The organism is Xanthomonas sp. BRIP62415 (genome assembly GCF_003993515.1).
GTDB classification, from domain to species: Bacteria; Pseudomonadota; Gammaproteobacteria; order Xanthomonadales; family Xanthomonadaceae; genus Xanthomonas; species Xanthomonas euroxanthea.
Map to the genome: position 1 here is coordinate 71,112 of NZ_QEZH01000030.1, position 25,702 is coordinate 96,813.

General features: G+C 65.7%; 24 protein-coding genes. 16 read left to right on the forward strand and 8 right to left on the reverse strand.

What is annotated here, in order from left to right; all coding sequences use genetic code 11:
* The first annotated feature begins 21 nt into the window (after window positions 1–21).
* The 3 genes from folD to guaA all read left to right on the forward strand — a co-directional run bounded on the left by folD (window position 22) and on the right by guaA (window position 4,122).
* The gene (folD, locus tag EO141_RS16160) at window positions 22–906 is read left to right on the forward strand and encodes a bifunctional methylenetetrahydrofolate dehydrogenase/methenyltetrahydrofolate cyclohydrolase FolD (protein ID WP_126970398.1); all 885 of its coding nucleotides are present in this window, start codon (window positions 22–24) and stop codon (window positions 904–906) included.
* A gap of 92 nt (window positions 907–998) precedes the next feature.
* Entirely contained in the window at window positions 999–2,456 is a 1,458-nt protein-coding gene (guaB, locus tag EO141_RS16165) for an IMP dehydrogenase (RefSeq protein ID WP_016903541.1), read from the forward strand.
* A gap of 100 nt (window positions 2,457–2,556) precedes the next feature.
* Window positions 2,557–4,122 (forward strand): glutamine-hydrolyzing GMP synthase, encoded by a 1,566-nt coding sequence (gene guaA / locus EO141_RS16170; protein ID WP_127169683.1) that lies wholly within the window; start codon window positions 2,557–2,559, stop codon window positions 4,120–4,122.
* Window positions 4,123–4,290: 168 nt separating this feature from the next.
* Here the strand turns inward: guaA and EO141_RS16175 are convergent, their stop codons facing one another.
* The 4 genes from EO141_RS16175 to EO141_RS16190 form a co-directional block, all read right to left on the reverse strand.
* A complete protein-coding gene (locus EO141_RS16175; protein WP_126947827.1) occupies window positions 4,291–4,917 on the reverse strand; it encodes a hypothetical protein in 627 nt (208 codons plus the stop codon).
* Window positions 4,918–4,961: 44 nt separating this feature from the next.
* On the reverse strand, window positions 4,962–6,089 hold the full coding sequence (locus tag EO141_RS16180) for a Cache 3/Cache 2 fusion domain-containing protein (RefSeq protein WP_127169684.1): 1,128 nt from the start codon (window positions 6,087–6,089) through the stop codon (window positions 4,962–4,964).
* A 346-nt stretch (window positions 6,090–6,435) separates the two neighbouring features.
* Window positions 6,436–7,260, reverse strand: coding sequence for an alpha/beta hydrolase (locus EO141_RS16185; RefSeq protein ID WP_104582537.1), 825 nt, complete (start codon window positions 7,258–7,260; stop codon window positions 6,436–6,438).
* Window positions 7,261–7,486: 226 nt separating this feature from the next.
* Complete coding sequence (locus tag EO141_RS16190; protein ID WP_127169685.1) at window positions 7,487–8,833, reverse strand: Nramp family divalent metal transporter; 1,347 nt, start codon at window positions 8,831–8,833, stop codon at window positions 7,487–7,489.
* Between the two features lie 143 nt (window positions 8,834–8,976).
* Here EO141_RS16190 and mntR point away from each other — a divergent pair, with 143 nt between their 5' ends.
* From mntR to orn, 3 genes are all read left to right on the forward strand, one after another.
* On the forward strand, window positions 8,977–9,444 hold the full coding sequence (mntR, locus tag EO141_RS16195; protein ID WP_024939187.1) for a manganese-binding transcriptional regulator MntR: 468 nt from the start codon (window positions 8,977–8,979) through the stop codon (window positions 9,442–9,444).
* A 2-nt stretch (window positions 9,445–9,446) separates the two neighbouring features.
* Window positions 9,447–9,956 carry a tRNA adenosine(34) deaminase TadA gene (tadA, locus tag EO141_RS16200; protein ID WP_119128713.1) on the forward strand — a complete coding sequence of 170 codons (510 nt, stop codon included), beginning with the start codon at window positions 9,447–9,449 and terminating at the stop codon, window positions 9,954–9,956.
* Between the two features lie 70 nt (window positions 9,957–10,026).
* Window positions 10,027–10,611 (forward strand): oligoribonuclease, encoded by a 585-nt coding sequence (gene orn / locus EO141_RS16205; RefSeq protein WP_127169686.1) that lies wholly within the window; start codon window positions 10,027–10,029, stop codon window positions 10,609–10,611.
* Between the two features lie 191 nt (window positions 10,612–10,802).
* Here the strand turns inward: orn and EO141_RS16210 are convergent, their stop codons facing one another.
* A complete protein-coding gene (locus EO141_RS16210) occupies window positions 10,803–11,762 on the reverse strand; it encodes a mechanosensitive ion channel family protein (RefSeq protein ID WP_127169687.1) in 960 nt (319 codons plus the stop codon).
* Window positions 11,762–14,140 (reverse strand): phosphoenolpyruvate synthase, encoded by a 2,379-nt coding sequence (ppsA, locus tag EO141_RS16215; protein ID WP_127169688.1) that lies wholly within the window; start codon window positions 14,138–14,140, stop codon window positions 11,762–11,764. The genes EO141_RS16210 and ppsA overlap by 1 nt, the downstream gene beginning before the upstream one ends.
* Window positions 14,141–14,282: 142 nt before the next feature.
* Between ppsA and EO141_RS16220 the strand changes: the two genes are divergently transcribed.
* The 3 genes from EO141_RS16220 (at window position 14,283) to EO141_RS16230 (ending at window position 16,367) form a co-directional block, all read left to right on the forward strand.
* Window positions 14,283–15,104 carry a pyruvate, water dikinase regulatory protein gene (locus EO141_RS16220; RefSeq protein WP_024939184.1) on the forward strand — a complete coding sequence of 274 codons (822 nt, stop codon included), beginning with the start codon at window positions 14,283–14,285 and terminating at the stop codon, window positions 15,102–15,104.
* Window positions 15,105–15,304: 200 nt separating this feature from the next.
* The gene (locus EO141_RS16225; protein WP_104582542.1) at window positions 15,305–15,814 is read left to right on the forward strand and encodes a DUF1249 domain-containing protein; all 510 of its coding nucleotides are present in this window, start codon (window positions 15,305–15,307) and stop codon (window positions 15,812–15,814) included.
* A 64-nt stretch (window positions 15,815–15,878) separates the two neighbouring features.
* Window positions 15,879–16,367: an 8-oxo-dGTP diphosphatase gene (locus EO141_RS16230; RefSeq protein WP_104582543.1), complete on the forward strand. Its 489-nt coding sequence runs from the start codon at window positions 15,879–15,881 to the stop codon at window positions 16,365–16,367.
* 318 nt (window positions 16,368–16,685) lie between these two features.
* Here the strand turns inward: EO141_RS16230 and EO141_RS16235 are convergent, their stop codons facing one another.
* A complete protein-coding gene (locus EO141_RS16235; RefSeq protein ID WP_127169689.1) occupies window positions 16,686–17,447 on the reverse strand; it encodes a 3-hydroxybutyrate dehydrogenase in 762 nt (253 codons plus the stop codon).
* Between the two features lie 82 nt (window positions 17,448–17,529).
* Here EO141_RS16235 and EO141_RS16240 point away from each other — a divergent pair, with 82 nt between their 5' ends.
* The 5 genes from EO141_RS16240 (at window position 17,530) to EO141_RS16260 (ending at window position 21,275) form a co-directional block, all read left to right on the forward strand.
* A complete protein-coding gene (locus EO141_RS16240; RefSeq protein ID WP_180497015.1) occupies window positions 17,530–18,192 on the forward strand; it encodes a CDP-alcohol phosphatidyltransferase family protein in 663 nt (220 codons plus the stop codon).
* A 54-nt stretch (window positions 18,193–18,246) separates the two neighbouring features.
* Window positions 18,247–19,413 carry a class III poly(R)-hydroxyalkanoic acid synthase subunit PhaE gene (gene phaE, locus EO141_RS16245; protein WP_164739253.1) on the forward strand — a complete coding sequence of 389 codons (1,167 nt, stop codon included), beginning with the start codon at window positions 18,247–18,249 and terminating at the stop codon, window positions 19,411–19,413.
* Window positions 19,410–20,486 carry a class III poly(R)-hydroxyalkanoic acid synthase subunit PhaC gene (locus EO141_RS16250; RefSeq protein ID WP_016904410.1) on the forward strand — a complete coding sequence of 359 codons (1,077 nt, stop codon included), beginning with the start codon at window positions 19,410–19,412 and terminating at the stop codon, window positions 20,484–20,486. Before phaE ends, EO141_RS16250 begins: the two co-directional genes overlap by 4 nt.
* Window positions 20,487–20,589: 103 nt before the next feature.
* Window positions 20,590–20,790: a PspC domain-containing protein gene (locus EO141_RS16255; protein WP_016904409.1), complete on the forward strand. Its 201-nt coding sequence runs from the start codon at window positions 20,590–20,592 to the stop codon at window positions 20,788–20,790.
* Window positions 20,760–21,275 (forward strand): hypothetical protein, encoded by a 516-nt coding sequence (locus EO141_RS16260; protein WP_127169691.1) that lies wholly within the window; start codon window positions 20,760–20,762, stop codon window positions 21,273–21,275. Before EO141_RS16255 ends, EO141_RS16260 begins: the two co-directional genes overlap by 31 nt.
* Here the strand turns inward: EO141_RS16260 and EO141_RS16265 are convergent.
* A complete protein-coding gene (locus EO141_RS16265) occupies window positions 21,233–22,444 on the reverse strand; it encodes an FAD-dependent oxidoreductase (RefSeq protein ID WP_127169692.1) in 1,212 nt (403 codons plus the stop codon). The two genes, EO141_RS16260 and EO141_RS16265, sit on opposite strands and share 43 nt — an antisense overlap.
* 192 nt (window positions 22,445–22,636) lie before the next feature.
* Here EO141_RS16265 and EO141_RS16270 point away from each other — a divergent pair, with 192 nt between their 5' ends.
* Window positions 22,637–22,864 carry a hypothetical protein gene (locus EO141_RS16270; RefSeq protein WP_016904406.1) on the forward strand — a complete coding sequence of 76 codons (228 nt, stop codon included), beginning with the start codon at window positions 22,637–22,639 and terminating at the stop codon, window positions 22,862–22,864.
* 257 nt (window positions 22,865–23,121) lie between these two features.
* Window positions 23,122–25,488 (forward strand): Tex family protein, encoded by a 2,367-nt coding sequence (locus tag EO141_RS16275; RefSeq protein WP_127169693.1) that lies wholly within the window; start codon window positions 23,122–23,124, stop codon window positions 25,486–25,488.
* The last annotated feature ends 214 nt before the right edge of the window (window positions 25,489–25,702 follow it).

Here is a 25,702-nt window from a genome sequence, read left to right on the forward strand (position 1 = left end):
CGACTCTACACCTGACGCCCCATGACCGTTTCCGCGCCAGCTGCCTCTGCTCCGGCCCGCCTTCTCGATGGTCGCCGCATCGCCGAGGAACTGCTCGACGGGTTGAAGCTGCGCGTGGATGCGCGCCTGGCCGCCGGCAAGACGCGCCCCGGGCTGGCGGTGGTACTGGTCGGTGGCGATCCGGCCTCGTCGGTATATGTGCGCAACAAGCGGCGTGCGGCGGAAAAGGTTGGTATCGAGGCCTTCGACTACGACTTGCCGCAAGGCACCAGCGAGGCCGAGCTGGCGCGGCTGATCGACCAGCTCAACGCCGACCCCAAGATTCACGGCATCCTGATCCAGCTGCCGTTGCCCGGCATCCCCGATGCCAACCGCCTGATCCAGCGTATCGATCCGCGCAAGGACGTCGATGGATTCCATCCGCAGAACGTCGGGCATCTGGCGCTGCGCGAATTCGGCCTGCGTCCGTGCACGCCGCGCGGCATCGTGACCTTGCTGGCGCACACCGACCAGCCGGTGCGCGGCCGCAATGCGACCATCGTGGGCGTGAGCAATCACGTCGGCCGGCCGATGGGGCTGGAACTGCTGATCGCCGGTTGCACGGTCACCAGCTGCCACAAGTTCACCCCGCCCGCAGTGCTGGAAGCCAGCGTGCGCAATGCCGATATCCTGGTGGTGGCGGTGGGGCGACCGGGCCTGATTCCCGGCGAATGGGTCAAGCCGGGCGCGGTGGTGATCGATGTCGGCATCAATCGACTGGATGATGGCCGCCTGGTCGGCGATGTGGGGTTCGAGGCGGCCGTGCAACGTGCGGCCTGGATCACGCCGGTGCCGGGCGGGGTGGGGCCGATGACGGTTGCCACCTTGATGCAGAACACGCTGGAAGCGGCCGACGCGGCTGGCTGAGGCGCGCGCGTAACGCTGCATTGCAGTCGCGTTGTGTCTTCGTGAAGGCTTTCAGGGTAAAATGCCGCGCTTCCCCAAACTCGGGTCCGCCGATGCTCCGCATCCAGGCTGAAGCTCTCACCTACGACGACGTTTCCCTCGTCCCCGCCCATTCGATCGTCCTGCCCAAGGACGTCAGCCTGGAAACCCGGCTGACGCGCGATCTGCGCCTGAAACTGCCGATTCTCTCGGCCGCGATGGATACAGTGACCGAACACCGCCTGGCGGTGGCCATGGCCCAGCTGGGCGGCATCGGCATCATCCACAAGAACCTGACTCCTGCGCAGCAGGCCGGCGAAGTCGCCCGGGTCAAGAAGTTCGAATCCGGCGTGATCACCGAGCCGTTCACGGTGAGCCCGGACACGACCATCGGCGAGGTGCTCAAGCTGACCCGCGCGCGCAACATCTCCGGCGTGCCGGTGGTGGATGGCAGCGAACTGGTCGGCATCGTCACCAGCCGCGACATGCGCTTCGAGAAGAAGCTCGACGATCCGGTCCGCCACATCATGACCAAGAAGGATCGCCTGATCACCGTGCGCGAAGGCGCCAGTGACGAGGAAGTGCTGGAGCTGCTGCACCGCAACCGCATCGAAAAGATCCTGGTGGTCAACGACAGCTTCGAGCTGCGCGGCCTGATCACGGTCAAGGACATCCAGAAGAAGACCGACAATCCCAACGCCGCCAAGGACGGATCCACGCGCCTGCTGGTCGGCGCGGCGGTCGGTGTGGGCGGCGATACCGAGCAGCGCATCGAACTGCTGGCTGCGGCAGGCGTGGACGTGGTGATCGTCGATACCGCACACGGTCATTCGCAGGGCGTGATCGATCGCGTGGCCTGGGTCAAGAAGGCGTATCCCCAGCTGCAGGTGATCGGCGGCAACATCGTCACCGGCGATGCCGCGCTGGCGCTGATGGACGCCGGCGCCGATGCGGTCAAGGTCGGCGTGGGTCCGGGCTCGATCTGCACCACGCGCGTGGTCGCCGGTGTCGGCGTGCCGCAGATCACCGCGGTGGACATGGTCGCCGAGGCGCTGCAGGACCGCATTCCGTTGATCGCCGATGGCGGCATCCGCTATTCCGGCGACATCGGCAAGGCACTGGTCGCCGGGGCCTCCACGGTGATGGTCGGCGGCCTGTTCGCCGGCACCGAGGAGGCCCCGGGCGAGGTCGAACTGTTCCAGGGCCGCAGCTATAAGAGCTACCGCGGCATGGGCAGCCTGGGCGCGATGGAGAAGGGGTCCAAGGACCGCTATTTCCAGGATTCCAGCGATGCCGACAAGCTGGTGCCGGAAGGCATCGAAGGGCGCGTGCCGTATCGCGGCCCGGTCGGCGGCATCGTCCATCAGCTGATCGGCGGCCTGCGCGCCACGATGGGCTACGTGGGTTGCGCGACCATCGAGGAAATGCGCACCAAGCCGAAGTTCGTCACCATCACCGGTGCCGGCCAGCGCGAGAGCCATGTTCACGACGTGCAGATCACCAAGGAACCGCCGAATTACCGGATGGGCTGATGCCCATGCGTGAATGGGGAATCGGGAGTCGGGAATCGATGAACCAGCGTCTGCGCCGCTTTTCCCATTCCCGATTCCCCGTTCCCGATTCCCGGCGCCAATGACCAACATCCATAGCGACAAGATCCTCATCCTCGATTTCGGCGCGCAGTACACCCAGCTGATTGCGCGGCGCATCCGCGAGATCGGCGTGTATTGCGAGATCTGGGCCTGGGATCACGACCCGTCGGAGATTGCCGGTTTCGGTGCCAAGGGCATCATCCTGTCCGGTGGTCCCGAGTCGACCACCTTGCCGGGTGCGCCGGTCGCGCCGCAGGAAGTGTTCGACAGTGGTTTGCCGGTGTTCGGTATCTGCTACGGCATGCAGACGCTGGCGGCGCAGCTGGGCGGTGCTACGGAAGCGGCCGATCAACGCGAATTCGGCCATGCCGAAGTCGATGTGGTGGCGGCCGATGCCTTGTTCGCCGGCTTGACCGACCATGCCGGCGCGTCGCGACTAAATGTATGGATGAGCCACGGCGATCACGTGTCGCAGGTCCCGCCGGGCTTCACCGTTACCGCAGTGACCGACCGCATTCCGGTGGCGGCAATGTCCAACGAGGACAAGCGCTGGTACGGCGTGCAGTTCCACCCGGAAGTGACGCACACGCTGCAGGGCCAGACCTTGCTGCGCCGCTTCGTGGTCGATGTCTGCGGCTGCCAGACGCTGTGGACGGCGGCCAACATCATCGACGACCAGATCGCGCGCGTGCGCGAGCAGGTGGGCGATGACGAAGTGATCCTTGGCCTGTCCGGCGGCGTGGATTCGTCGGTGGTGGCCGCGCTGTTGCACAAGGCGATCGGCGACAAGCTGACCTGCGTGTTCGTCGATACTGGCCTGCTGCGCTGGCAGGAAGGCGACCAGGTGATGGCGATGTTCGCCGAGCACATGGGCGTGAAGGTGATCCGCGTCAACGCGGCCGACCGCTATTTCGCCAAGCTCGAAGGCGTCAACGACCCTGAGGCCAAGCGCAAGATCATCGGCAACCTGTTCGTGGAGATCTTCGACGAAGAGTCCAACAAGCTGGCCAACGCCAAGTGGCTGGCGCAGGGCACGATCTATCCGGACGTGATCGAGTCGGCCGGCAGCAAGACCGGCAAGGCGCACGTGATCAAGAGCCACCACAACGTCGGTGGCTTGCCGGAGCACATGAAGCTGGGCCTGGTCGAACCGCTGCGCGAGTTGTTCAAGGACGAAGTGCGCCGCCTCGGTGTCGAGCTCGGCCTGCCGCGTACGATGGTGTACCGCCATCCGTTCCCGGGTCCGGGCCTGGGCGTGCGCATCCTGGGCGAAGTGAAGCGCGAATACGCCGAACTGCTGGCCAAGGCCGATGCGATCTTCATCGACGAGCTGCGCAAGGCCGATCTGTACGACAAGACCAGCCAGGCGTTTGCGGTATTCCTGCCGGTGAAATCGGTGGGTGTGGTCGGCGATGCACGCGCCTACGAATGGGTGATCGCGCTGCGCGCGGTGGAGACCATCGACTTCATGACCGCGCACTGGGCACACCTGCCGTACGACTTCCTCGGCACGGTCAGCAACCGCATCATCAATGAACTGCGCGGCGTCTCGCGCGTGGTCTACGACATCTCCGGCAAGCCGCCGGCGACGATCGAGTGGGAATGAGTTGAACGACAAAGGCGCCGTGAGGCGCCTTTTCGTCAGGGTGTGCAGTTAGCCGACAGGTTTGCGTTCAGTGGTGCATCGCCAGTTGCGCGCCGTGCTGGAAAGCAGTGCGTAGCGCTTGCAGATGTCGACGTCGATTGTGCTGTGCCGCGCCGCCGCCAATCTTCTTCAGTGCGCCTTGGCCAGCGCCACACGGGCATCGGCCATGAACTTCTGCGTTTCCTGCGGCGTGGAGAGGTTGGCGCCCAGCTGGTTGAGCACCTGCTCGATGTCGCTCGATGCGTCCCAGGCTTCGTCGCAGAGCATGCCGGCGATCGGGCCGAGGTAGTTCAACGCGACCTTCTCCAGTGCATCGCGGACGCGCTCGTCGGGTGCAGATCCGCCGCCGACGGATGCAGGCGACGCGCCCGGTGCCGCGACAGGCGTTGCTGCAGTCGTCACGCGTGCCGGTGCAATTGGCGCACGCGGCCCAGCCGGCGCACCACCCAGATCCTGTTCGAAACCGCCCATCAACCACTGCCGCGCGTCGTCGCTCAGCAGCGACGGCTTGCCCATGCCGGCACCGGGGTCGGCCTGGAAGCGGGCCTTGGCCGCGTTGACCATGGTGAGGCGCTGTACCGCCTCGTCATTGCGCAACATGCGGAACACCACTTCTTCGATCTGCCCGGCGTTGAGGCGGACGATGCAGGAGTGGTTCTCCTCGGTGACGACGAACAGAAAGCCGGACGCCTTCTTCAGTGCCAGCGCCTTGAGCTCGCGCAGCACGTCGATCAGCGGACGGAACTCAGTGGACATGGCGTCTTCCTTGCATCATCTGGTACGAAATGGGGGCGCGGGGCTCAGCGTTTGCTGAGCCGTTCCATCGCCAGCCGCACGCTGTTGGACAGGCGGGAAATGGCGCGCGCCAGGGTACCAATTTCATCCTTGAGGTTGACCTCGTCGATGGTGTGGTTCCACTTGCCCAGGCTCAGCTCTTCGGCCACGGTGGTCAGGTGCTGGATCGGGCGCAGCACGCGGCTCCAGATCAACGCCCATTGCAGGCCGAGCAGCAAGGCGCAAACCAGCAGGCCGATGCCGGCGATCCACAGCGACTGGCGCACGATCACGTCATTGACGTCGCTCTTGGGGTAGGCCGAGACCAGGGTGAAGCCCCAGTCCGGCACTTCCTGCTTGGTGACGACCCAGTCGTCCGGCGTGTCCTTGACGATCCGCTCGATGGTGGCGGTGTCGGTGGTGGCACCGGTGGTGGACTGGAAGCGCAGCGTGTTCTTGCTGTCGAACACGGCGATGAAGCCGGAGTCGAGCACGCGACGGCTGCTGACCACGTTTTCCAGCGCCTGCGTGTCGGCCTTGTAGCCGACGTACCAGGCACCGATCACACGCTTGTCGTTGCCGGCAAAGATCGGCTCGTAGCCAGTGACGTACGGGTTGCCGAGGATGTCGACCACGCCGTAGAAGCTTTCGCCGTTGCGCAGCTTGGCGGCGGCCTGGCCGTTGGGATCGAGCACGGTCCCGATGGCGCGGCTGCCGTCGTCCTTCTTGACGTTGGTGGAGATGCGCACGAAGTCATCGCCGGTACGCGAGAACAGCGTGGCGGTGCCTTCGTGGATGGCGGTGACATCGTCGAGCATGTCGAAGTCGTTGGCCTGCGCCTTCTGGCCCAGCAGCAGGTCGTTGGCATTGCGCTCGCCCACGCGCACTTCGTTGCCGATGCTTGCAGCGCCGTGTGCGTTGGCTTGCTTGCGCAGCTGGCGCATGGAGGAGTTGACGCGGTCCAGCATCATCGCGCGGGTGACCGAGAACAAGGTCTGCAAGGACACCGACTGGCGCTCGATCGCGTCGCCGGCCTCGAACCTGACCCGGTTCGCTTCGGTAATGGCCAGAATGACCGTCAGTGCCGCCACCACGACCAGCACCAAGGCCAGCACCGGCAACAGCAGGCGCACCCGCAAAGAGTGACGAAGCATCGCAATTCCCCTGAACGCGTTTAGTGATTGGATCGAGTGCGCCGCAGCCCCCCGGCAGCGGTCGGACCTAGCCGTTATCGGCGGTTGTACACGATGCTGAAGCGGCCCCCACGCCGCTGGCGGTGCATACGATAGCTTAAGGCGATCGATTTGGCAGCGCGGCAGGTGTGCCATGTGGCTGGGCGTTCAAGCAGGCTCGACCTTGTTGCAGGTCGCGGCGGAATGGGCGTGAGCAGAAAAAAAACGGTGTAGTGGATCTTGCGCACTTCGAACGGGCGATGCGAAGCAGGAGCGCACGAAAAAGCCGACTCTCGCGAGTCGGCTCAGTAACCCGAATCGAACCAGGTCAGGCGTTTGCAAACGCCAGCAGATCCTGGTTGAACTGATCGGCGTGGGTCACGGTGAGACCATGCGGAGCGCCGGCGTAGATCTTCAGTTCGGCGTTCTTGATGATCTTGGCCGACAGCTTGCCGGATGCGTCGATCGGCACGATCTGGTCGTCGTCGCCATGCACCACCAGTGCGGGCACGTCGATCTTCTCCAGGTCCGGGGTGTAGTCCACTTCGGAGAACTGCTGGATGCAGTCGTACTGGCCCTTGTGGCCGCCCAGCATGCCCTGCAGCCAGAACGCGTCGCGCATGCCCTGGGTGACCTTGTGGCCATCGCGGTTGGCGCCGAAGAACGGGGTGGTCAGGTCCTGATAGAACTGCGAGCGGTCCTTGGCCACGCCGTCGCGGATGCCGTCGAACACGCTCATCGGCAGGCCGCCCGGATTGGTGGGGCTCTTGACCATTTGCGGCGGCACCGCGCCGACCAGCACCACCTTGGCCACGCGCTTGCTGCCGTGGCGGCCGACGTAATGCGCCACTTCGCCGCCGCCGGTGGAATGGCCGACCAGGATCGCGTCCTGCAGATCCAGCGTTTCGATCACCGCCGCCAGGTCGTCGGCATAGGTGTCCATGTCGTTGCCGTCCCAGGTCTGCGACGAGCGGCCATGACTGCGGCGGTCATGCGCGATCACGCGGAAGCCCTGTTGGCCCATGAACAGCATCTGCGCATCCCAGGCATCGGCGCTGAGCGGCCAGCCGTGCGAGAACACGACCGGCTGGCCCTTGCCCCAGTCCTTGTAAAAAATGGTGGCGCCGTCGGGGCGGGTGACGAAATTGGACATCGGCTTGACTCCGTTGTTGGTCAGTTGGGGCGGTGGGGTGAGCGCGTCACGCCGGGGCAGCACTGGCCAAGCCCGGCAGCGGCAACGCTGCCACGACGGGCGTGCCGGAGATGAGAAAGCTGCGGCGTCCGGCGTCGGCCGTTGTGCACTCGGTATCTGCGAGGCGCCGCCAGTGCATCAGCCTCGACCGGACGGGCGGATCACTGCCGCTGGTCGCCGAGACGGATCACTGCAGCGCGGTATCCCACAGCAGCTTCAGGTTCAAGCCGACGATCACCGTCGCAATGACCCAGGCGATGCGCACCAGCCAGGGCGGTGCCACCAGCGCGCCCATCAACGCACGGTCGGACACGAAGCGCACCAGCGGGATCACCGCAAACGGCAGCTGCATCGACAACACCACCTGGCTCAGCACCAATAGCCGCGCGGTGCCGGCCTCGCCATACAGCCAGGTCACGATCACCACCGGCACGATGGCGATGCCACGCGTCAGCAGACGGCGCAGCCACGGCGGCAAGCGCAATTGCAGGAAGCCTTCCATCACGATCTGCCCGGCCAACGTGGCGGTGACGGTGGAATTGACGCCGGAGGCCAGCAGCGCGACGGCAAACAGCGTCGAGGCCAGGCCCACGCCGAGCATCGGTGCGAGCAGGGCATGCGCCTGTTCGATTTCCTGCACATCGGTGCGGCCCTGCGCATGGAACACCGCCGCCGCCAGGATCAGGATCGAGGCGTTGATGAACAGCGCGAACATCAACGCCACGGTGCTGTCGGTCACCGCCCAGCGCAGCGCCGATTTGCGGCCCACATCGGTACGCGGGTACGCACGCGTCTGCACGATCGACGAATGCAGGTACAGGTTATGCGGCATCACCGTCGCACCGATGATGCCGATCGCCAGATACAGCGCATGCGGGTCGGTGACCACTTGCGCACGCGGGATGAAGCCGCCCAGCACCGCCGCAAGCGGTGGTGCCGCCAGCGCGATCTGGATGCCGAAGCACACGAAGATGATCAACAGCAGCGCGATCACGAACGCTTCCAGCGCGCGGAAACCGCGATTCATCAGCAGCAACACCAGCACCACGTCCACCGCGGTGATGATGGCGCCCACGGTCAGCGGAATGCCGAACAACAGCTTCAACGCGATGGCGGTGCCGATCACTTCGGCCAGGTCGCAGGCGATGATCGCCAGTTCGCAGATGCCCCACAGTGCCAGGTTCACCCCGCGCGGGTAACGCGCCCGGCAGGCCTGTGCCAGATCCAGCCCGGTGGCGATGCCCAGCCGTGCCGACAGGCTCTGCAGCACGATCGCCATCAGGTTGGACAACAGGATCACCGACAGCAGCAGATAGCCGAAATGCGATCCGCCGGCCAGGTCGGTGGCCCAGTTGCCCGGGTCCATGTACCCGACCGACACCATGTAGCCCGGGCCCAGAAACGCCAGCAGCCGGAACCACCAATGGCCGCCCCCGGGCACGGCAACGCTGGCGTGGTGGTCGCCCAGCCCGCCATGGGCCGCTGCCGGCGAGGGGAGGGGCAGGGCTGCGTTGGGACGGAGATCGGCGGACATGCGGGGCAGGCTGGCTAGGGTCAGATGGATGATATAGCAACTGCTATGCTGTTGAGCATTGGCAATTTAAATCGTAATGATCGGCTGCGTGCTTCAAACTACGCATCCCGGCACTGGCGCCGGACGTGATGACGGGGATGAGGGTGGGCAAGAGCGAAAAGCTGGAAGCAGCCGCGCCGGCGCTGATCGACGCGCAGGTGCACATGGAGAGCTTCCGTCAGGTGCGCGAGGCGCGTCGCGCCGAGCTGGTCGAGGACTACGTGGAGCTGATCTCCGATCTGCTGGTCGACGGCGGTGAGGCGCGCCAGGTCGATATCGCCGCGCGCCTGGGCGTGGCCCAGCCGACCGTGGCCAAGATGCTCAAGCGGCTGGTGCGCGACGGCTGGGTTGTGCAGCGCCCCTACCGCGGGGTGTTCCTGACCCCGGCCGGCGAGGCGCTGGCGGCGTCCAGCCGGCAGCGCCATCAGATCGTCGAACGCTTCCTGCTTGCGCTGGGCATCGACGAGGCCACCGCGCGCCGCGATGCCGAAGGCATCGAGCACCATGTCAGCGAAGCCACCGTGGCCGCGTTCGCCGCCTTCCTGGATCGCCAGGGCGGCAGCGCCGCGTGAGCATGCGGGTGGAGACGTCGGTCGACGCGGCGCAGGCGCTTATCGACCGACAGTGGATGCAACGCGCCCTGCAGCTGGCCGAGCGTGCCGAACGCGACTTTGACGAGATCCCGGTCGGCGCGCTGCTGATCGATGCGCAGGGCAACGTGCTGGGCGAAGGCTGGAACTTCAATATCGCCAGCCACGATCCCAGCGCGCATGCGGAGATCATGGCCATGCGCGAAGGCGGCCGCCGCCTGGCCAACCATCGGCTGATCGGCTGCACGCTGTACGTCACGCTGGAGCCGTGCGCGATGTGCGCAATGGCGATGATCCATGCGCGTATCGCCCGGGTGGTATTCGCTGCCAGCGACCCCAAGACCGGCGCCTGCGGCAGCGTGTTCGACCTGCCCGCCGACCCGCGCCACAACCACCGCGTGCAGGTCAGTGGTGGCGTCCTGGCCGCCGAGGCGGGGCTGCGGCTGACCAATTACTTCAGGGCCAAGCGTGGCAAGCCGCCCCTCGCGCCCTGAGCGGCGCGGCCGCGGTATGATGCGCGCCCTTCAGCATCTGGCCGGCGACGGCCCTCCACAGGACGGCGACATGGCAGACACCCTTGCAGGCAACGACCGACTGATCTGGATCGATCTGGAAATGACCGGCCTGGATACCGATCGCGATTCCATCATCGAAATCGCCACCATCGTGACCGATGCGCAGTTGAACGTGCTTGCCGAAGGGCCGGAACTGGCCATCGCCCATCCGCTGGCAACGCTGGAAGCCATGGACGAATGGAACCGCAACCAGCACCGCCGTTCGGGCCTGTGGCAGCGTGTGCTCGACAGCCAGGTCACCCATGCCCAGGCTGAAGCGCAGACGGTGGCCTTCCTGGGCGAGTGGATCCGCGCCGGCGCCTCGCCGATGTGCGGCAACTCGATCTGCCAGGACCGCCGCTTCCTGCACCGCCAGATGTCGCGCCTGGAGCGCTACTTCCATTACCGCAACCTGGACGTGTCCACCATCAAGGAGCTGGCACGGCGGTGGGCGCCGACGGTGGCCAATGGGGTTGCCAAGAGCTCGGCCCACACCGCCCTGAGCGATGTGCGCGATTCGATCGACGAGCTGCGTCACTACCGCCAGTTCATGGGCGCGTTGGGTGGCGATTCCCAGGCAGAGGCGCAGGGCTGAGTGCTGGCTGCGGTGTTGCACGCGGTGGGCGTGGCGTGTTGACGGTGTCCAGTTGCGACCTGCGTGCGCCGAGCAGCGCGCGGGGTTCGCCGCTGACTGCGTAGCCAGACGCACACGGTGCCAGCGCATCCAGCAAAAAGGCCGCATCCTTCGATGCGGCCTTTTGCTTTTGCGTCACGCCATCCAGCGCGTCAACGTGCCAGCGACGGTCCCTTGCTCAGGTCGCCATCGTCGGCGATGCCTCTCAGCAGCAGGTCGGAGATCGGCTTGCCGTCGGCATCGTGGTGGTACACGTGCAGGTCGCGTTGCGGATACGGGATATTGAGCCCGTTTTCCAGCAACTGGTTGCGGATCTGCTCCAGCGTGGTGCTCTTGGCGGCGCCGAAATTGCCGTTGGTCGCATAGGCGAACAACATCAGGTCTACCGTGCTTTCGCCCAGGTTGGTGACCTGCACGAACGGTGCCGGCGACTCCAGCAGGTTCGGATTGTCCTTGGCAATCTGCAGCAACAGCTGCTGGGCTTTTTTCAGGTCGTCGCCGTAGCCCACGCCCACCGTCACTTCCAGGCGCCGGTTGGGCAGGGTGCTGTAGTTGACGATCGGCGAGGTGGTGATCGTGCTGTTGGGCAGGGTAATCATGCGCTCGTCGAACGAACGGATCCGCGTCTGGAAGATCCGGATCTCGTCGACGATGCCCTCCTGGCCGGCAATCACCACGTGGTCGCCATCGCGCATCGGCCGCAGCACGATCAGCATCACGCCTGCAGCGATATTGGACAGCGAATCCTTCAACGCCAGACCAACCGCCAGGCCGGCTGCACCCAGCACTGCAATCAGCGAGGTCGGCGGCACACCGATCTTGCTCAACGCAGTGACGAAGACCAGCACCAGCAACAACGCATAGAGCACATTGCGCAGGAAGTTGGTCAGCGTGATCTCCACGCGCGCGCGGGTCAGCGCACGGTGCAGCCACTGGCTGAGTTGCTTGGCCAGCCACATGCCGACCACCACGATCAGCAGGGCCAGTCCCCAGTTGAGCACGTACTGCGCCCACGGGATGTTTGCCCAGTTGAACGCCGGCTCCGCCGCCTTGGCCGCCACCGGCCTTGCGGCGACGGCTCCCGCCGCCGCCACTGCACCCAGCATACCCATCAGCTCTCGCTCTTCAGCTTGGCCAGACGCAGCCAGGTATCGACCACGGTGTCAGGATTCAGCGACACCGACTCGATGCCTTCCTGCATCAGCCACTCGGCCAGCTCCGGGTGATCCGACGGCCCCTGGCCGCAGATGCCCACGTACTTGCCCTTGGCGCGCGCGGACTTGATCGCCATCGACAGCAGCTTCTTGACCGCCGGATTCCGCTCGTCGAACAGATGCGCCACGATCGACGAATCGCGGTCCAGGCCCAGGGTCAGCTGGGTCAGGTCGTTGGAGCCGATCGAGAAACCGTCGAAGATCTCCAGGAATTCATCGGCCAACAGTGCGTTGGACGGCAGCTCGCACATCATGATGATCTTCAGGCCGTTCTCGCCCTGCTTGAGCCCGTTCTGCTCCAGCACCTCGATCACCTTGCGGCCTTCTTCCAGCGTACGCACGAACGGGATCATCACCCAGAGGTTGTCCAGGCCCATCTCGTTGCGCACCTTCAGCACCGCCTTGCACTCCAGCGAGAAGGCCTTGGTGAAGGACGGGTCGACGTAGCGGCTGGCGCCACGGAAGCCGATCATCGGGTTCTCTTCATGCGGCTCGTAGCGCGTGCCGCCGATCAGGTTGGCGTACTCGTTGGACTTGAAGTCCGACAGGCGCACGATCACCGTGTTCGGCGCCACCGAGGCGGTCAGCGTCGCGATGCCCTCGGCCAGGCGGTTGACGTAGAAGCTCACCGGATCGCCATAGCCGGCGGTCTTGGCGTCGATCTTCTTGCGGACGTCGGCGTCCTGCTTGTCGTACTCCAGCAGCGCGTTGGGATGGATGCCGATATGCGCGGCAATGATCATTTCCAGGCGTGCCAGGCCGATGCCGGCGTTGGGCAGCTGGCCGAAGTCGAACGCGCGCTCGGGGTTGGCCACGTTCATCATGATCTTGAGCGGGGCAGGCGGCATGTTGCCCAGGTCGGTGGTGGTGCGCTCGAACGGCAGCAGGCCGTCGTAGATGAAGCCGGTATCGCCTTCGGCGCAGCTCACCGTCACTTCCTGGCCGTCGCTGATCACGTCGGTGGCGTTGCCCGAACCGACCACGGCCGGCACGCCGAGTTCGCGCGCGATGATCGCTGCATGGCAGGTGCGGCCGCCACGGTTGGTGACGATGGCCGAGGCACGCTTCATCACCGGCTCCCAATCGGGATCGGTCATGTCGGCGATCAATACATCGCCGGCCTGCACGCGATTCATGTCGTCCAGCGAGCGCACCACGCGTGCCACGCCGCTGCCGATCTTGGCGCCTACCGCACGGCCTTCGACCAGGATCTTGGCGTCCTTGGCTTCCAGCGAGAAACGCTCGATCTGGGTGGCATGGCTGCGCGACTTCACGGTTTCCGGACGCGCCTGCACGATGAACAGCTTGCCGCTGACACCGTCCTTGGCCCACTCGATGTCCATCGGGCGGCCGTAATGCTTTTCGATCACCAACGCCTGCTTGGAAAGCTCCTGCACGTCTTCGTCGCTGATCGAGAAGGTGCTGCGCAGTTCCACCGGCGTGTCTTCGGTACGCACGCGCTCGCCGGGCACATCCGAGTAGACCATGCGGATCGCCTTGCTGCCGAGCGAGCGGCGCAGGATTGCCGGCTTGCCTGCGGTCAGCGTGGGCTTGTAGACGTAGAACTCGTCCGGGTTGACCGCACCTTGCACCACCATCTCGCCCAGACCGAAACTGGAGGTGACGAACACCACGTCGCGGAAGCCCGATTCGGTGTCCAGGGTGAACAACACGCCGGCCGCACCCACGCCCGAGCGCACCATCAACTGCACGCCGGCCGACAGGAACACGTCTTCGTGCTTGAAGCCATGATGCACGCGATAGGCGATCGCGCGATCGTTGTAGAGGCTGGCGAACACTTCCTTGACCTTGTGCACGACATCGTCGGCGCCGGTGACATTGAGGAAGGTTTCCTGCTGACCGGCGAACGAGGCATCGGGCAGGTCTTCGGCGGTGGCCGACGAACGCACCGCCACGGCCACCTCGCCGCCACCGTTTTCCGCGCACAGCTGTGCGTAGGCGGTGCGGATGTCGCGGTCCAGTTCCGGTTGCAGCGGCGCATCGATCACCCAGCCGCGGATTTCCTTGCCGGCGATGGTGAGGGCACTAACATCTTCGACGTCCAGCGTTGCAAGCTTGTCGAAGATGCGCTTGGACAGATCGTTATGCGCGATGAAGTCCTTGAAAGCTTCGGCAGTGGTCGCATATCCACCGGGAACCGAAACGCCAAGCCCGGCCAGGTTGCCGATCATCTCGCCGAGCGAGGAATTCTTACCGCCTACGCGGGCCAGGTCGGCCAGGCGTAGCTCATGCAACCACAGGATATTCTCGTTCAAGCGCGATGCTCCGTATGGCCATCGCCCGAGCGGGCTGGATGGCCGCGTCCGTAGGAAGAAGCCGCTATGATGCAGTGCACAGCGGAATCTGCACAAGCATGAACCCGTAAGTTTTGGACACCAGTTCAAAGAGGTGGTCTTGATGTCAACAATTCGGCCGGTGTTCTACGTCTCCGATGGAACCGGTATCACCGCTGAAACGATTGGGCATAGCCTGCTCACGCAGTTCAGCGGATTCAACTTCGTCACCGACCGCATGTCGTTCATTGATGATGCAGAAAAAGCGCGCGATGCGGCGTTGCGCGTGCGCGCGGCAGGCGAGCGGTACCAGGTGCGCCCGGTGGTGGTCAATTCCTGCGTCGATCCCCAACTGAGCATGATCCTGGCCGAAAGCGGCGCCCTGATGCTGGACGTGTTCGCGCCCTTCATCGAACCGCTGGAGCGCGAGCTCAATGCGCCGCGGCATTCGCGGGTGGGGCGTGCGCACGGCATGGTGGATTTCGAGACCTATCACCGCCGCATCAACGCGATGAACTTTGCGCTGAGCCACGATGACGGCATCGCACTCAATTACGACGAGGCCGACGTGATCCTGGTAGCGGTGTCGCGCGCCGGCAAGACGCCGACCTGCATCTACCTGGCATTGCATTACGGCATCCGCGCCGCCAACTATCCGTTGACCGAGGAAGACCTGGAAAACGAGCGCCTGCCGCCGCGCCTGCGCAACTACCGCAGCAAGCTGTTCGGCCTGACCATCGACCCGGAACGGTTGCAGCAGATCCGCCAGGAGCGGCGTGCCAATTCACGCTACAGCGCGGCAGAGACCTGCCGGCGCGAGGTGGCCACCGCCGAGCGCATGTTCCAGATGGAGCGCATTCCGACCTTGAGCACCACCAATACCTCGATCGAGGAGATTTCCAGCAAGGTGTTGTCCACGCTGGGGCTGCAACGCGAGATGTTTTGAGGCGGGAATGGGTGTGGCGGGATTGGGGATTGGGGCGCTGCGTAGCGCGTTCAGGATCCCGGTTTGCCGTGGGGTAATCAGGGTCTGTCGGCAAGCGTCAAGGAAACACAGCGGGCGGGGCAGTGCTCCGCCAAGGTAGGCCTGCCGGTGGCCGGTCGTCAATGCTGCCCGTGCGGCAGCGCAGCGTGTAGGATCGGTTCATGGCGCAAGCACTGAGTAAACTCGAACGCATCCCCAAGTTGAGCCGGTTCGGCTGGCTGATGGGCTTGTACGCAGAAAACTTCCAGCACCTGACCCGGTTGTTCGCACCGGCCGACCTCGCTCCGGGTTCCTACGTGTCCTCGATAGGCGATGGCCTGGACCTGCGTCTGGACGTGATCGAATGCCACCGCTACACGGTCGAGCTGCGGCTGACCTACGACCTGTGCGACCCGGTGACCGGCGAGCCGGACCCGTCGGCCTATGTGCGGCTGTACCGCGATGCCCGCCAGGCCGAGACCACCCATTGCTATGTCGGCCGTCGCTGGCAGGACGTGATGGGCCTGTTCCCGCCGCCGGCCGAGCTGATCAGCCACCGCATGCGCATGAACACCTTCCTGGGCAAGTGGCTGGACTATCTGGCCGAGCGCGGCCATGGCGTGGCCACCTTGCGCCTGGATGCCGAGTACGTGGCGCCACCGCGCCCCGGTGCGCAGGCCGCGGCCGGCTGAGTCTGCGCCACGCCGCTTGGGCGGCATCGGTCATACTGATGCGCTCGATGTCAGATCGCCCGCCATGCCCTATACGCCCATCGTCGCCACGCTCGGTTACCTGTTGTCGCCCGACGGCACCCAGGTCCTGATGATCCATCGCAATGCCCGCCCCGGCGATCAGCACCTGGGCAAGTACAACGGGCTCGGCGGCAAGGTGGAGCCGGATGAAGACGTGCTGGCCGGCATGCGCCGCGAAATTCGCGAAGAGGCCGGTGTGGAGTGCGGCGACATGCAACTGCGCGGCACCATCAGCTGGCCGGGCTTCGGCAAGCATGGCGAGGACTGGCTGGGCTTCGTGTTCCTGATCCACAGCTTCGAAGGCGAGCCTCAGGCCTCCAACCCGGAAGGCACGCTGGAGTGGGTGGCGATCGACCGCATGGACCAGGTGCCGATGTGGGAGGGCGACCGCAATTTCCTGCCGCTGGTCTTCGATGGCGACCCGCGCCCGTTCCATGGCGTGATGCCGTATCGCGACGGACGCATGCAGTCGTGGACGTACTCGCGCGTCTGAGTGGCGATCCAGTCAGGTGCAGTCGTCAAGGCGAGCGCGGCCGCAGCCGGATGGCCGCCGGTGTCTTCCTGCACCTGCGCACTGTTTCTTCCCTAGACCGTGTAGTTCGGTCAGTGACGGCAATGCACGCAGGACAAGGTTGGCGAGCGCAAGCGCAAGCGGGCGTCGCACGCTGTGGCCACATGCCGGTCGCATTCGTCTCCACGCATTTCTCCACACCCGCTGTGGATGGATCCTGCGCAAGTCTGTGGACAACTGCGCGCGCGCCTTGCGGCGCAAGGCCGCCACGTCGGCTGGTGAAAATTTCGCCAGCCGTGCTTACTGCGCGGTCCAGCCGCCGTCGATGGCGATCGCCTGCCCGGTGATGTTGCGCGCAGCATGCGACATCAGGAACGCGACCGTGCCGGCGAGTTCGTCGTAGTCGATGAAGGCGCCCTTGGGCATCGGCTTGAGCATCACATCGCGGATCACCGCCTCTTCGGCGATGCCGCGCGTGCGCGCTTGGTCGGCGATCTGGCGCTCCACCAGCGGGGTGCGCACGTAGCTCGGGCACAGCGTGTTGACGGTGATGTCGCAGTCGGCGGTCTCCAGGGCGATGACCTTGGCCAGGCCGACCAGGCCGTGCTTGGCGGCGACATACGCACTCTTGTAAGGACTCGCGACCAGCGAGTGGATGCTGCCGATATTGACGATGCGCCCGTAGCCGGCCGCACGCATGCCGGGCAGGACCGCGCGGCCGAGCCGGGCGGCGCCGGTCAGCATCACATCCACCAGCAAGGCCCAACGCTGCATCGGGAAGTCCTCCAGCGCCGACACCTGCTGCAGCCCGGCATTGTTGACCAGCACCTGCGGCGCACGCGTCGCGCATGCCAATGCCTGCGCGATGCTGTGCTCATCGGTAACGTCCAGCGCCAGCGCTTCGGCCGAACCGCCGGTCGCGCGCAGGCCCTGCGCCGTGTGTTCGGCCGCCGCCAGGTCCATGTCGCTGACGATCAGGTGGTGGCCGCCGGCAGCCAGCTCGGTGGCGATACCGGCGCCGATACCGCTGCCTGCGCCGGTGATCAGGATGCTGCGCTTCATGCTGTCCTCGTCGTTGATCGGGCCCGGCCGGGCTGGCCGCGTCGACCGCCAGACTAGCCCATGGCGCGAAACGGTCGCCTGCATGGCGTGCGCGCGTTACCCTTTGCGCCTTGCACTTCTCAGGTTCCGCATGAAACGCCATTTCTCGATGCTGCGCGATTTCCAACTGGCGGACTGGTTCACCCTGGCCAACGCCTTCTGCGGCACCGGCGCGGTGTTTGCGTCGATGCGCTTCCTGCAGGAAGGCCATCGCGGCGACCTGCTGCTGGGCATGGCGCTGATCCCGCTGGCATTCGTGTTCGATGCGCTGGACGGCCACGTGGCGCGCTGGCGCAAGGCGTCCTCGACCCTGGGCCGCGAGCTGGATTCACTGGCCGACGTGATCTCGTTCGGGGTGGCGCCTGCGGCACTGGGCTATGCCTGCGGCATGCGCGGCGGCTGGGACTGGCTGGTGCTGAGCTATTTCGTCTGCTGCGGCGTGAGCCGGCTGGCGCGCTACAACGTCACCGCCGAAGAGATCGCCGGCGAGGCCGACAAGGTGCCGTACTTCGAAGGCACCCCGATTCCCACCAGCCTGCTGCTGGTGATCCTGCTGGCGGTGGCCGCCAGCAGTGGCCATATCGGCCAGACCTTGTGGTGGGGCCAGTGGCAGCTCGGGCCGTGGCAGTTCCACCCGTTGGTGCTGCTGTTTGCGGTGTCCGGCTCGCTGATGATCAGCAAGACGTTGCGGATCCCCAAACCCTGACCGGTAAAGCCGGGCGCACGCGGTAGGATGGCTGGTGGACAGTCACGGGAAGGGATCATGGCAACCAGCGGTTCGGACAACGGCAACTTCGAAGACAAGGCGCGCCAGTACTGGAGCGCCTGGGGAGATGCCATGCGCCACGGCCAGTCCGGCGCCGCTGCGCAGCCCGGCGCCGTTCCCGGCATGGGGCCGGGCACCGAGCCACCGCAGGATTGGCGCAAGGCGATGGACTGGTGGTCGCAGCTGCTGCCCACCCAGGCCGCACCGCAGGCGCAGGAGGCGATCGACCGCTTTCGTCATCAGGCCGGCGACTGGTTTGGCACCATGCAGCAGGTGGCAGCGCAGTTTGCCGGGCGCGACACCTCGGCCACCGAGGTCTCCGAGGCCTGGCGCCGTGCCGTGCAGGGGCAGGGCGAGCAGCTGATGCAATGGACGCTGGGCTCGCTGCGTGGCGGCAGCCCGGGCGGCTTCGACCCGTGGCTGCAGGACGCCGCGCAGGCCCTGGCAAAGTGGCGGGAGGAAAACGCGCCGTGGCTGGACATGCCGGCGTTCGGCCTGAACCGCAATCACCAGGCGCGCCTGCAGACGCTGGCCCGTGCGCAGCAGGAATACCAGGCGCAGTCGCAGGCCTATGGCGAACAACTCAAGTCGGCCATCGAGCAGGCATTCGGGCGGTTTGCCTCCAAGCTGGGCGAGCACGAAAGCAGCGGCAGTCAGCTGACCAGCGCGCGTGCCTTGTTCGACCTGTGGATCGAGGCTGCCGAAGAGTCGTATGCCGACGTCGCGCTGTCCGACCAGTTTCGCGAGGTGTACGGCGGCTTTGCCAATGCGCATATGCGCTTGCGCGCCGCGCTGCAGGAAGAGGTGGAGCAGCTGAGCGAACGTTTCGGGATGCCCACGCGTTCGGAGATGGACGCCGCGCACCGCCGCATCGCCGAGCTGGAACGTGCGGTGCGGCGCCTGCTGCGCACCGCGGCCAGCCCGGCCGGCAAGCCCGCTGCAGCGGCGGCTGACCCGGTTGCGCCGGCCACGGCCAAGCGCGCCCCGGCAGCCAGGGCGGACACTGCGCCCCAGCCGCCGGCCGCCAGGAAATCGCCGGCGAAGACCGCCCCGGCCAAAGACACGAAAGACACGAAGGTGTCGAAAAACACCTCCAGGCGTTCCGGCGGCACATCCCCCGGCACGCCGGCCGCACGCAAGCCACGGGGAGCGCAGGCATGAAAGGCCCGTTGGGATTCAGCGCCGAAGACCTGATGCAGGAAACCCTGTCGATGCAGCGCAAGCTGCGCGAAGGGCTCAAGTTGCTGCCCGGCGTGGAAGACGTGGATTACGGGGTGACCGAGCGCGAGGAAATCTGGCGCGACGGCAAGGTGGTGCTGTACCGCTTTGTCGGCGAGCAGGCGCCGGTGGCCAGGACGCCGCTGCTGATCGTCTATGCGCTGGTCAACCGCCCCTACATGGTCGACCTGCAGGCCGACCGCTCGCTGGTCAAGGGCCTGCTGGGCCACGGCCAGGACGTCTACGTGCTGGACTGGGGCTACCCGGACCGCTCCGAGCGTTACCTCACGCTGGAGGACTATCTGCTGCGTTACATCGATGGCGCGGTGGACCACTTGCGTGCGCAGTCGGGGCTGGAGGCGGTCGATGTGCTCGGCATCTGCCAGGGCGGCACGTTTGCGCTGTGCTATGCGGCGCTACAGCGGCCGAAGGTGCGCAACCTGATCACCATGGTCACGCCGGTGGATTTCCATACCCCTGACAACATGCTCTCCAACTGGGCGCGCATGGTCGATGTGGATCTGTTCGTGGACACGATGGGCAACGTGCCGGCGGATCTGATGAACGCCAGTTACCTGATGCTCAAGCCGTTCCGCCTGAATCTGCAGAAATACGTCGGCTTGCTCGACATCCTCGACGACAAGCAGGCGCTGGAAGATTTCCTGCGCATGGAAAAGTGGATCTTTGATTCGCCCGACCTGGCCGGCGAGGCTTTCCGCGAGTTCGTCACCCAGTTCTATCAGCGCAATGGGCTGGTGACCGGGCAGGTGCGCATCGGCGGGGAGGCGGTCGATCTGCAGGTGGTGGACATGCCGGTGCTCAACATCTATGCCGAGCACGATCATCTGGTGCCGCCGGACGCCTCGCGTGCATTGCGCGGCCTGGTCGGCAGCGACGACTACACCGAGCTGAGTTTCCGTGGCGGGCATATCGGTATCTATGTCTCCGGGCGCGCGCAGCGCGAAGTGCCTGTGGCGATCCACCGTTGGTTGCAGGAGCGGGGCGGCAACGCGTGAGGCGAGTTCGCGTTGCGCTGCACGTGAGACCGGACGCTGCAGCCATCACGACGCGCTGTCGCTGCGCTTTCTAGACTGGGCGCCACGTTCGAAGGAGCCTTCCATGGCCACGACCACCGCATTGTCCCGTTCCCTCAACGATCGCATGATCGCCGGCGTCGTCGGCGGCATCGCCCGCCGGTTCGGCTGGAGTTCCACGCTGCTGCGCGTACTGTTCGTGATCGTGTCGATCGCTTCGGCCGCGTTTCCCGGCATCCTGGTCTATCTGATCCTGTGGCTGCTGATCCCCAACCAGGCCGACTGACGCCCACCCGGAGCGGGTGGTCCGCGCTGCATGTGCTGGGCGCGGTGTGGACGCTGCCCAACACCGTGCTCGGTCTTGCGATCGGCGCCACGGGCAGCTGCTTCGGCGCGCGTCCGCGCTGGTCCGGTGCGGAACTTGCAGTCGTGTTCCATGCCTGGCCATGGGGGCCGGGCGGGGCGATGACGCTGGGCAATGTGATCCTGCTCAAGGGCGCCTCGCTCGACCTGCAATGCAGCACCTATGCGCATGCCGCCGGGCTTTGCCGGCACCCGCCGGTACGCCTGGGCGATCATGAGCGGGCCCATGTCTATCAGTACATGCTGCTCGGCCCGCTGTTTCTGCCGGTGTATTTCCTGTGCGGCGGCATCCACGTTCGCAATCCGCTGGAACGGGCGGCCGACGGATATGCGCTGCATGGCCACGGCTGGTGGCCATGGGCGGCTCAGCGCAAGCGCGAGAAACCGAACAGGTCCGACAACGGGTGAGGCCTGCCTTCCAGTTGTGCGCGCAGTAACCCCGCACCGATGGCGCTATAGGTGATGCCGTTGCCGCCATAGGCCATGGCGAACGACACCCGCGGCCCATGCTCGGGATGCGTGCCGAAGAACGGCAATCCATCGGCGGTTTCGGCAAAGGTGCCGCCCCAGGCAAATACCGGGCGCAAGGTGATATCCGGCATCGTCTGGTGGATTTTCTTCAGCAGCGTTTTCAACTTGCTCATGACACGCGCATCGCGACGCGCGGGAAGATCGACGCTGTCGTCTTCGCCGCCGGCCACCACGCGTCCATCCGGCGTGCTGCGCAGGTAGAGATAGGGCCGCGCGGTTTCCCACATCATGGTGTGCTTGAGCGCGCCCATGTCGCTGTCGTGCAGGGGATCGGTCACGAATGCGTAGCTGCTGCGGTTGCGTGCCACCCGCTGCGACAGCCACTGCTGGTTTCCATAACCCGCGGCCAGGATGACGTGCCGGGCGCGCAGCGTGACCCCCTCCTGGGTGCGCAAATGAACATGCTGGTCATGGGGTGTGATGGCGGCAATCGTGGTGCGGTCGTAGATGCGCGCGCCGTATTGCTCGCCTTCTGCAAACAGGCGGTAGCACAGCCGGTACGGGTCGACGCCGGCGGCCAGGCGGCTGAGGATGGCGCCCTCCGAGCGCACGCCGTAGTTGTGCCACAAGGGTGCGCGCTCGATCCATTCCACCGGAAGCTTGTGGGTTCTTCGCGTATCCAGTTCGCTGCGCAGGTCGTTGAGATCCCGTGACCGGCTCGCATAGTAGAGACTGTCCTGACGGCTGAAGTCGCAGCCGCCCAACGTATTGCAAAGGCCTTGCAGGCCGAGGATGGCTTGCGCGCATGCCCCGTATGCCAGCGCGGCGGCCGGCATGCCGTAGTGGTTGGCCAGCGCGATCATCGGCGTATCGATTTCGTACTGCAGCAAGGCAGTGCTGGCCGACGTACTGCCCCAGCCGATCTCGCGCTGCTCGACCACCACCACTTCGTGCCCGTGCTTGAGCAGTTCGTGTGCGATCAAGGCGGCGGTGACACCGCCACCGACGATGGCGACTTCGCATTGGGTGTCCTGTTCCAGACGCGGGTAGGCGCGCATCAGCCCGTTGCGGATCGACCAGAACGGGTAGCCACTTTTGAGGTCCATGCGGTGTCGTACGTGCGGGCAGAGCGCAATTGGACGGGCAGGCCGGGTGAAGCGGTCGTGCAGGCGCTGGCCTGGGTGCGGCGGTCACCAAACCGCAAACAGCCGGCGTTAACGTGCGTGGAAAGCTCCTCACGGCACGGTCGGTATGCTCGCGCCACTAACGTAGTCACAGTTGTTAACGAGGGTGTGGGCATGTCGATCGTTCTGTATGTCGGTGGCAGCAAAGATGGCGACAAGGGTGTTGTGCCTTACGGGTTCAGCAAGTCGCGTGCAATGACCGACGCCGGGCCGGAGATCTATGTCGAGCGCATGGTGCCGCTGAAGGACGTCGGCAAGATCCGCGTGATGGCGCTGGAGTCGCTGCACGAGAGCATCCTGGTCGAGCGCGCTGCTACTCACTACGCAGGTCGCGCCAGCTGAGCGCGGCCAACCGGGCGCCGCCGCGCACAGGCTGACGGGCGTACCGGGAGTCCTGCACCAGCAGGTATCGCTCCGTGCTGCAGCATGCAGCCACGCCCGCCCGGAGACGTCGTGACATCCAGCCAGCTACTTCAAGCCTGGGCAGCCACTTCAGTGTGCGCCGGCACAGGTTTACGGTGATCCTGTCAACGGGTTCCCGCGGCGGGCCAGCACTGCGAAAATGCTTTTTTCAGTGAAGCGGCTTTGGCCGCGCCGCCATGCACGATAGCCAGCTTGCCCAGCAGATCGCTCGCACCATCGCCGACGAGATCGGTGCCCAACCCGCCCAGGCGCGCGCCGCCATCGCCCTTCTCGACGAAGGCGCCAGCGTTCCGTTCATTGCCCGCTACCGCAAGGAAGTCACCGGTGGGCTGGACGATACGCAACTGCGCAATCTGGAAACGCGCCTGACCTATCTGCGCGAGCTGGAAGAACGGCGCGCGGCGATCCTGGCCAGCATTGGCGAGCAGGGCAAGCTCAGCGACGAATTGCGTGGTGAGATCGTGGCGGCCGACACCAAGTCGCGGCTGGAAGATCTGTACCTGCCTTACAAGCCCAAGCGCCGCACGCGTGCGCAGATCGCGCGCGAAGCCGGCCTGGAACCGCTGGCCGATGGCCTGCTGGCCGACCCGAACCAGGCGCCGGAAGTCGCTGCTGCTGCGTTCATCGATGCAGACAAGGGCGTGGCCGATATCAAGGCGGCGCTGGAAGGCGCGCGCGCCATCCTGATGGAGCGCTGGGGCGAGGACGCCGCCCTGGTGGGCGAGCTGCGCGGCTGGTTGAACGACAACGGCGTGATCCGCGCGCGCGTTGCCGAGGGCAAGGAAGAGGCCGGCGCCAAGTACCGCGATTACTTCGATCACGCCGAAGCGCTGTCCAGGATTCCCTCGCACCGCCTGTTGGCGCTGTTTCGCGCGCGCCGCGAGGAGTTCCTGTACCTGGACCTGGAGCCGGGCAACGATGCCGAGGCCGGCCATCAGTACGCCGAAGGGCGTGTGGCGCGCAACGCCGGCATCTCCAACCAGAACCGCCCGGCCGACCGCTGGCTGCTGGATGCCTGCCGGCTGACCTGGCGCGCCAAGCTGCACATGCATCTGCTGCTGGACCTGTTCAACCAGGCGCGCGAAAAGGCCGAGGCCGAGGCGATCGCCGTGTTCGGCGACAATCTCAAGGACCTGATGCTGGCCGCGCCGGCCGGCCCGCGCGTGGTGCTGGGGCTGGACCCCGGTATCCGCACCGGCTGCAAGATCGCCGTGGTCGATGCCACCGGCAAGCTGGTGGCCACCGAGACGATCTATCCGCATGAGCCCAAGCGGCAATGGGACCAGTCGCTGCAGACGATCAAGAAGCTGTGCCTGCAGCACAACGTGGAGCTGATCGCGATCGGCAACGGCACTGCCAGCCGCGAAACCGACAAGCTGGCCGGTGAGGCGATCGCGCTGTGCGGGGCGAGCAAGCTGCAGAAGATCGTGGTCAGCGAAGCGGGGGCGTCGGTGTATTCGGCGTCCGAATTCGCGGCCAAGGAGTTCCCCACCCTGGACGTGTCGCTGCGCGGCGCGGTGTCGATCGCGCGACGCCTGCAGGACCCGCTGGCCGAGCTGGTCAAGATCGAACCCAAGGCGATCGGCGTGGGCCAGTACCAGCACGACGTGGACCAGTATCGCTTGGCCAAGGCGCTGGAAGCGCGCGTGGAAGACTGCGTCAACGCGGTCGGCGTGTACGTCAACACCGCTTCGGCGGCGTTGCTGTCGCGGGTGTCCGGGCTGTCGAGCACGGTGGCGGAAAACATCGTGCGCCATCGCGATGACAACGGCCGGTTCAAGCGCCGCAAGGACCTGCTCAAGGTGCCGCGTCTGGGCGAGAAGACCTTCGAACAATGCGCCGGCTTCCTGCGCATCGCCGATGGCGACGAGCCGCTGGACGTGTCGGCGGTGCACCCGGAAGCCTATCCGGTGGTCGAGCGCATCGTCGGCAGCACCGGCAAGCCGATCAAGGCCTTGCTGGGCGACGGCAGCTTTCTGCGCGGACTCAAGCCGGAGCTGTTCACCGACGAACAGTTCGGTGTACCGACCGTGCGCGACATCCTCAAGGAGCTGGAAAAACCCGGCCGTGATCCGCGTCCCGAGTTCAAGGCCGCGCAGTTTGCCGAAGGCATCGAGGACATCAAGCACCTCAAGCCCGGCATGGTGCTCGAAGGCGTGGTCAGCAACGTGGCCGCATTCGGTGCGTTCGTCGATATCGGCGTGCACCAGGACGGCTTGGTGCACATCTCCGCGTTGTCGGACACCTTCGTCAAGGATCCGCGCGATGTGGTCAAGGCCGGCGACATCGTCAAGGTCAAGGTGCTGGAAGTGGACGTGGCGCGCAAACGCATCGCACTGACCTGCCGTCTGGCCGACACGCCTCCACCGGCCGATGGTGCAGCCCAATCGCGCGATCAGCGCGGCAGCGGCGGCCCGGGGCAGGGCAGGCGCGACGGTGGCGGTGGACGTGGCCCGGCACAGGGCAACAACAAGCCACGCATCACTGCACCGCCGGCCGACAACGCGCTGGCCGCCGCATTCGCACGCGCCAAGCGCAGCTGACCCGGTGTGCCCGGCGGCTGTGCTGGCATGGCTGGGCAGTGTAGATAGACCCGCTCGCAAGGCGGCGGGTCTGCTGCTGTGATTGGAGCGTGCGTGGGCAGGCTGATCTGCAACTGGCTGCTGGGTCCGTGGCCTCCGACCACCGCGGTGCGCCCATGCAGATACGATCAGTCGTAAGGCGACTGATCCGGGGCCTTGCTGCAGGGCCCTTGCG

Bases quoted from the DNA above. Each gene is read 5' to 3' on its own strand.
- EO141_RS16255 (WP_016904409.1), top strand. From the start codon at position 20,590: ATGGCCACGACCACCGCATTGTCCCGTTCCCTCAACGATCGCATGATC.
- EO141_RS16265 (WP_127169692.1), bottom strand. From the start codon at position 22,444: ATGGACCTCAAAAGTGGCTACCCGTTCTGGTCGATCCGCAACGGGCTG.
- EO141_RS16210 (WP_127169687.1), bottom strand. From the start codon at position 11,762: ATGGGTATGCTGGGTGCAGTGGCGGCGGCGGGAGCCGTCGCCGCAAGG.
- guaB (WP_016903541.1), top strand. From the start codon at position 999: ATGCTCCGCATCCAGGCTGAAGCTCTCACCTACGACGACGTTTCCCTC.
- EO141_RS16220 (WP_024939184.1), top strand. From the start codon at position 14,283: ATGTCAACAATTCGGCCGGTGTTCTACGTCTCCGATGGAACCGGTATC.
- EO141_RS16275 (WP_127169693.1), top strand. From the start codon at position 23,122: ATGCACGATAGCCAGCTTGCCCAGCAGATCGCTCGCACCATCGCCGAC.
- EO141_RS16270 (WP_016904406.1), top strand. From the start codon at position 22,637: ATGTCGATCGTTCTGTATGTCGGTGGCAGCAAAGATGGCGACAAGGGT.
- EO141_RS16190 (WP_127169685.1), bottom strand. From the start codon at position 8,833: ATGTCCGCCGATCTCCGTCCCAACGCAGCCCTGCCCCTCCCCTCGCCG.
- orn (WP_127169686.1), top strand. From the start codon at position 10,027: ATGGCAGACACCCTTGCAGGCAACGACCGACTGATCTGGATCGATCTG.
- EO141_RS16240 (WP_180497015.1), top strand. From the start codon at position 17,530: ATGGCGTGCGCGCGTTACCCTTTGCGCCTTGCACTTCTCAGGTTCCGC.
- EO141_RS16180 (WP_127169684.1), bottom strand. From the start codon at position 6,089: ATGCTTCGTCACTCTTTGCGGGTGCGCCTGCTGTTGCCGGTGCTGGCC.
- EO141_RS16250 (WP_016904410.1), top strand. From the start codon at position 19,410: ATGAAAGGCCCGTTGGGATTCAGCGCCGAAGACCTGATGCAGGAAACC.
- EO141_RS16185 (WP_104582537.1), bottom strand. From the start codon at position 7,260: ATGTCCAATTTCGTCACCCGCCCCGACGGCGCCACCATTTTTTACAAG.
- EO141_RS16230 (WP_104582543.1), top strand. From the start codon at position 15,879: ATGCCCTATACGCCCATCGTCGCCACGCTCGGTTACCTGTTGTCGCCC.
- guaA (WP_127169683.1), top strand. From the start codon at position 2,557: ATGACCAACATCCATAGCGACAAGATCCTCATCCTCGATTTCGGCGCG.
- tadA (WP_119128713.1), top strand. From the start codon at position 9,447: ATGCGGGTGGAGACGTCGGTCGACGCGGCGCAGGCGCTTATCGACCGA.
- EO141_RS16225 (WP_104582542.1), top strand. From the start codon at position 15,305: ATGGCGCAAGCACTGAGTAAACTCGAACGCATCCCCAAGTTGAGCCGG.
- folD (WP_126970398.1), top strand. From the start codon at position 22: ATGACCGTTTCCGCGCCAGCTGCCTCTGCTCCGGCCCGCCTTCTCGAT.
- EO141_RS16175 (WP_126947827.1), bottom strand. From the start codon at position 4,917: ATGTCCACTGAGTTCCGTCCGCTGATCGACGTGCTGCGCGAGCTCAAG.
- EO141_RS16235 (WP_127169689.1), bottom strand. From the start codon at position 17,447: ATGAAGCGCAGCATCCTGATCACCGGCGCAGGCAGCGGTATCGGCGCC.